The 3741-nt window shown below is 64.4% G+C and carries 2 protein-coding genes and 1 pseudogene; all 3 read left to right on the top strand.

The window, feature by feature from the left end; all coding sequences use genetic code 11:
- Positions 1–602: pseudogene (locus G3436_RS24550) on the top strand (FecR domain-containing protein); the annotation flags it as partial.
- A 90-nt stretch (positions 603–692) separates the two neighbouring features.
- Positions 693–3029, top strand: a complete 2337-nt coding sequence (gene fecA / locus G3436_RS24545) for a TonB-dependent Fe(3+) dicitrate receptor FecA (RefSeq protein WP_163950509.1) — start codon at positions 693–695, stop codon at positions 3027–3029.
- Between the two features lie 279 nt (positions 3030–3308).
- On the top strand, positions 3309–3722 hold the full coding sequence (locus tag G3436_RS24540) for an HPF/RaiA family ribosome-associated protein (protein ID WP_163950506.1): 414 nt from the start codon (positions 3309–3311) through the stop codon (positions 3720–3722).
- Positions 3723–3741 lie beyond the last annotated feature (19 nt).

The following is a 3741-nucleotide window of genomic DNA, read 5'->3' as shown; positions in this document are numbered from 1 at the left end:
GATTACCGTAGCCCGCTGGGCCAGCGCCGGCAGATGCGCCTGGACGATGCCAGCGTGCTGCACCTCAATACCGCCAGCGCCGCCGATGTGCGTTTCGACCGCGACCAGCGCCTGGTGCATCTGCTCGAAGGCGAGTTGCTGCTCAATGTGGCCGACGACCCGCGGCCGCTGCGCCTGCGCACCGGCAATGGCGTGCTCGACCTGTCCAGCGGGCGTTTCAATGTGCGCCAGCTGGCCGGGCACAGTCACGTCGCGGTGTTCCAGGGCAGCGCAGGCCTGGCCGAGCAACGTCTGGACGCCGGGCAGCAAGCCCGCTTCGACGGCCCGCGCTGGGGCGCAGCAGCGCGCTGGACGCCAATGCCGGGGCCTGGGTAGACGGCATGCTGGTGGCCGCGCACATGCGCCTGGGGGATTTTCTCGAAGACCTTGGCCGCTACCGTCGCGGCCAGCTCAACTGCGACCCGGCCGTGGCCGACCTGCTGATTTCGGGCAGCTATCCGCTGGCCGACAGCGAACGCATCCTCGACCTGCTGGAGGTGGCGTTGCCCGTGCGCGTGCGGCGCTTTACCCGCTACTGGGTCACCATCCAAGCCCGCGCCTGAAATTAATTGCAGCCGCCGTGAGCCGATTTTTCATCTCGCGTGACAGAGAAGGCAGAACCCTTTGCCTCGACCTTCTCAAGGACCCTTTGCATGCCGCTTCGACTCCCCCCCCTCGCCCACGCCCTGCTGCTCGGCGCCAGCCTCACCTGCGGCGCCATCGCCCCGTTGCAGGCAGCCGAACCTGACGCGCGCGCCTATCACATTGCGCCTACCGCGCTGGAAGCGGCACTGAACCAGTTCGGCCGCGAGAGCGGCGCACTGATTTCGTTCGGCTCGCAGGTGACCGGCGGCGTGCAAAGCCGCGGCCTCGAAGGCCACTACACCACGCAACAGGGACTGGATGCACTGCTTGAAGGCACCGGCCTGCAAGCCCGCGCCGAAGGCGACAATGCCTACAGCCTGCAACCGCTGGGCCCGAGCGCCAGCGCTGCGGTGGAACTGGGCAGCTCGAGCGTGGTGGGTGACTGGCTGGGCAACGCCGCCCAGGACAACGTGTTCGACCACGCCGGCGCCCGCGACGTGATCCGCCGCGAGGAGTTCGAACGCACCGGCGCGACCAGCGCGCGTGAAGTGCTCAACCGCATCCCTGGCGTGAATGCGCCGGAAAACAACGGCACCGGCAGCCACGACATGGCGCTCAACTTCGGCATTCGCGGGCTCAACCCGCGCCTGGCGTCGCGCTCCACGGTGCTGATGGACGGCGTGCCGGTGCCCTTTGCCCCGTATGGCCAGCCGCAGCTGTCGTTCGCCCCGATCAGCCTGGGCAACCTGGACGCAGTGGACGTGGTGCGCGGCGGTGGTGCGGTGCGCTACGGGCCGCAGAACGTGGGCGGCATCGTCAACTTCGTGACCCGCGCCATCCCCGATACACCCACCGTCAAGGCCGGCCTGCAGACCCAGACCAGCCCGGCCTCCAGCCATGACGGCTTCAAGAGCAGCGCCAACCTGTTGGCCGGCGGCACCGCCGACAACGGCCTGGGTGGCGCTATCCTGTATTCGGGCACCCGGGGTGGCGACTGGCGCGAGCACAGCGACACCCAGATCGACGACCTGATCCTCAAGGGCAAGCTGCAACTGGACGAGGCCAACAGCCTGCACGCCATGGCCCAGTACTACGAAGGCGAGGCGCAGATGCCTGGCGGCCTGAACGTGGCCGACTACGACGCCGACCCGTACCAGTCGACCCGCCTGCAGGACAAGTTCTGGGGCCGGCGCACCATGTTCAACGTCGGCTACGACTACCAGCAAGGCGAGCGTCAGTTCAGCCTCAACAGCTTCTTCACCAAGACCCTGCGCAGCGGCTACCTGGTGCAGAAGAGTGCGGTGTCGCTGTCGCCGCGCGAGTATTGGGTACGCGGCATCGAAAGCCGCTTCACCCAGGGCTTTGCGGTGGGCGACAGCCACCACGAGGTGGGCCTGGGCTACCGCTACATCAACGAGGCCGGTCACGAGCTGCGCTACATGGAAGACGTCAGCGCCGGCCAGTTGCCGACCACCTCCAGCCCCAACGACCGCGACACCCGTGGCAGCACCGATGCCCATGCCCTGTACCTGGATGACCGCATCGACATCGGCCGCTGGACCATTACCCCGGGCATCCGCTACGAGATGATCAAGTCGCAGCAGAGCAACAAGATCAAGGACCTGGACTACAAGGGCGACTACAACACCGCCCTGCCGGCGCTGAACGTGATGTACCACCTGAACGACAGCTGGAACCTCTACGCCAACACCGAAGGCTCGTTCGGCAGCGTGCAGTACAGCCAGATGCCCAACCGCGTGAACAAGGGTGAAGTGAAGCCCGAGAAAGCCCGCACCTGGGAAGTCGGCACGCGCTACGACAACGGCAACCTGCAGGCCGAGGCCGGGTTGTTCCTGATCAACTTCGACAACCAGTACGAGAGCAACCAGACCACCGACGACGTGATCGCACGCGGCGAAACCCGCCACCAGGGCGTGGAAACCAGCGTGAAGTACGCCCTCGACGGGCTGACCCCGGCGCTGGCCGGCTTCGATGTGTATGCCAGCTATGCCTTCGTCGATGCGAGCATCCGCGAAGAGGGGCCGAACCGCGGCAATCGTGTGCCGTTCTCCTCCAAGCACAAGGGTACGCTGGGGGTGGGTTACACCGACGGCCCATGGCAGTTGAACCTCGACAGCACCTACCAGAGCAGCCAGTTCGCCGACAATGCCAACACCTCGACGGAAAGCGCGGATGGCGCGGCCGGGCGGATTCCGGGCTACATGCTGTTCAGCAGCCGTGCCGGCTACGATTTCGGCCCGCAGTTGTCGAACCTGAACGTGGCGGTGGGGGTGAAGAACATCTTCAACCACCAGTACTTCACCCGTTCGTTCGACGACAACAACAAGGGCAAGTACGTGGGTGAACCGCGCACGGTGTACCTGCAGACCGCGGTCGCCTTCTGATCAAGGGCGCCTGCTTCGCTGGCAAGCCAGCCCCCACAGGGATCAGCGCTGTACCTGTGGGCGCTGGCTTGCCAGCGAAGGATTCAACGCCGCTCATATTGATCTACCGCAGCCCCTGGCCCCTTTCACTGGATTAATTGCCTCAAAATATTTTTCTTCTTCAAGGACTTGAAAAGTTTCGCCAACTGCCTGACCTTGTAGTCAAGAGGCGATGATTTCCACAGGCCGCAACGGCCCTCATCGAATCTCTTGCGAGCTAGCTGAATAAGGGATTGAACTATGCAAATCCAAGTCAACAGCGACAACCATATCCAAAGCAGTGCCCGTCTCGAAGAGTGGGTACGCACTACGGTAGAAAGCACGCTCGAACGCTACGAAGAAGACCTCACCCGCATCGAAGTTCACCTGCGCGATGAGAACGGCGACAAGCCAGGCCCCCATGATCTGCGCTGCCAGATGGAGGCACGCCCCAAAGGCCACCAACCGATTTCCGTCAGCCACAAGGCCGACACCCTGGAGCAGGCCATCGAAGGCGCTGCGACCAAGCTCGATCACGCACTGGAGCACCTGTTCGGTAAACTGCGCGGCAAACGTGCCGTGACCCAGAAAGCCGCTGCAGCCTCTGCACCAGATGCCCTGCTGCAGGAAGAATTCCTCGAAAACGAACAAGACCTGCAAGCCCGTCGGGCCTGATCCCACAGGCCACAAAAAA

It is taken from the genome of Pseudomonas brassicae, assembly GCF_010671725.1.
GTDB lineage: Bacteria > Pseudomonadota > Gammaproteobacteria > Pseudomonadales > Pseudomonadaceae > Aquipseudomonas > Aquipseudomonas brassicae.
This window is presented reverse-complemented; position numbering and strand designations above follow the sequence as displayed.

Coding starts and splice junctions, on each gene's coding strand:
- fecA (WP_163950509.1), top strand. CDS start 693: ATGCCGCTTCGACTCCCCCCCCTCGCCCACGCCCTGCTGCTCGGCGCC.
- G3436_RS24540 (WP_163950506.1), top strand. CDS start 3,309: ATGCAAATCCAAGTCAACAGCGACAACCATATCCAAAGCAGTGCCCGT.